The organism is Clostridium sp. BL-8, assembly GCF_002006495.1.
In the GTDB taxonomy this organism is placed as follows: domain Bacteria; phylum Bacillota; class Clostridia; order Clostridiales; family Clostridiaceae; genus Clostridium.
The window spans coordinates 1-1,583 of record NZ_LZZL01000192.1; the positions used below are offsets into that span (position 1 = coordinate 1).

Sequence of the window (1,583 nt, forward strand, 5' to 3'; positions counted from 1 at the left end):
TGAAGGTTCTAAGCTGCAGGTTGCATCCACTTTAGCATGCTCCAACTTTCAGTTTGATAAGCTAAAGTGGAACAACCTTTAGAGGAAACTCGACTCACATCCGTTCACTGAGTAAGGGATTCACACCAAATCATAGATTTGGGTTCTCTGCTTAAGAACCTTTAACAACTCATTTTTAAATGTTTTCTTCATATTATGACCCTTGAGGTTACAAAAATATTTATAATTTCTAGTGAACTAGTGAAGTTATCCATTAAAACCTGGTAAATGGGTAAGCATGTTTATTTTATAGCTCAACTTATTTATCTTTATATTTGTAAATAATTACTTGGAGATAGTGAATTGCTAGGTCGATTTTTTTAGTTAAATATCTATAGATGTCCAATTTAAGAATTGAAGTTGTAAATTGAAATATGTACACCATGCCAGAAAGGATAGGTATTCTCTTATGTAACCGAAATAACAGAGTACCTGTCCTTTCGGTTAGTTATTACATAAGTTTAAATATAAAGTTATTTATCTATATTTTGCTAAAGTAACAGATGTTACGGACTTCATTAGAACAAGTTGGTAATATAAAAGAGCAAATTTATACAACAGCTATAGCATTGAGGTAAAGAATTATTTTTAAACTATAGGATAAAAATAATAAGTGAGTAAAGGAGGAATACAGCATGAGCAAAAATTGTGGTAATTGCTGTAATAATTGCAGAGGAGAGCTTTGTGCAAGCAAGGTTCCTATATTTGAAAATTTAAATAGAGAAGAATTATTAGAAATTGTAAGAAGCATTAATCATAAAGAATTTACTAAAGGTGACGTAATCTTTACTGAAGGCAATGTATCCAATACTCTTTATTTTATAAATGAAGGAAAAATAAAATTATATAAATATACTAAGGATGGTAAAGAGCAAATATTACATATACTCTCAGAGGGAGACTTTTTTGGAGAGTTGGAACTTATAAAGCCTTCTAAATATAGATTTAATGCTAAAGCAATAGAAAATGCAAAAATATGCACACTTACTAAAGATGAAATGAAAGAAATAATGATGGGAAAACCAGAGATTGGATTAAAGGTATTAGAAACTGTAGGAGAAAGATTATCAAGAGTAGAAAATTTAGCTCAAAATCTTGCGACCAACGATGTGGATTCTAGAATGGCTTATTTGTTAACAGATTTAATAGAGCAATATGGAGAGCCGGAGACTACAAAGAATACAATAACTATAAAGCTGCCCATATCTAGAGAAGAAATGGCTAATTACATTGGAGTGACTAGGGAAACCATTAGCAGGAAATTAAAAAAGTTTGAGGATGAGAATTTAATAAAGATAATAGGAACAAAGAATATTATAATTTTAGATGAAGAAGGATTAAGGGACTATATATAGATATCCAACTTTGAACTTAAACTTATGTGGTAGCTTACCGAAATCACATACATTTTTATTCCGCAGAACTAATGAAATTCTCGCTGAAAAGTTCTAAATGGGAGCATGCAGCCATTTCTGCATGCTCCCGAAACAAGTTCGTGACAAGCAGTAAATGGAACAAACTCCCATTAAGAACTTTCATCAGCT

1 protein-coding gene is annotated in these 1,583 nt (G+C 31.1%); it reads left to right on the forward strand.

All coding sequences use genetic code 11. The features are described from left to right. The first annotated feature begins 674 nt into the window (after positions 1-674). A complete protein-coding gene (locus tag CLOBL_RS27130; RefSeq protein ID WP_077861833.1) occupies positions 675-1,394 on the forward strand; it encodes a Crp/Fnr family transcriptional regulator in 720 nt (239 codons plus the stop codon). Positions 1,395-1,583 lie beyond the last annotated feature (189 nt).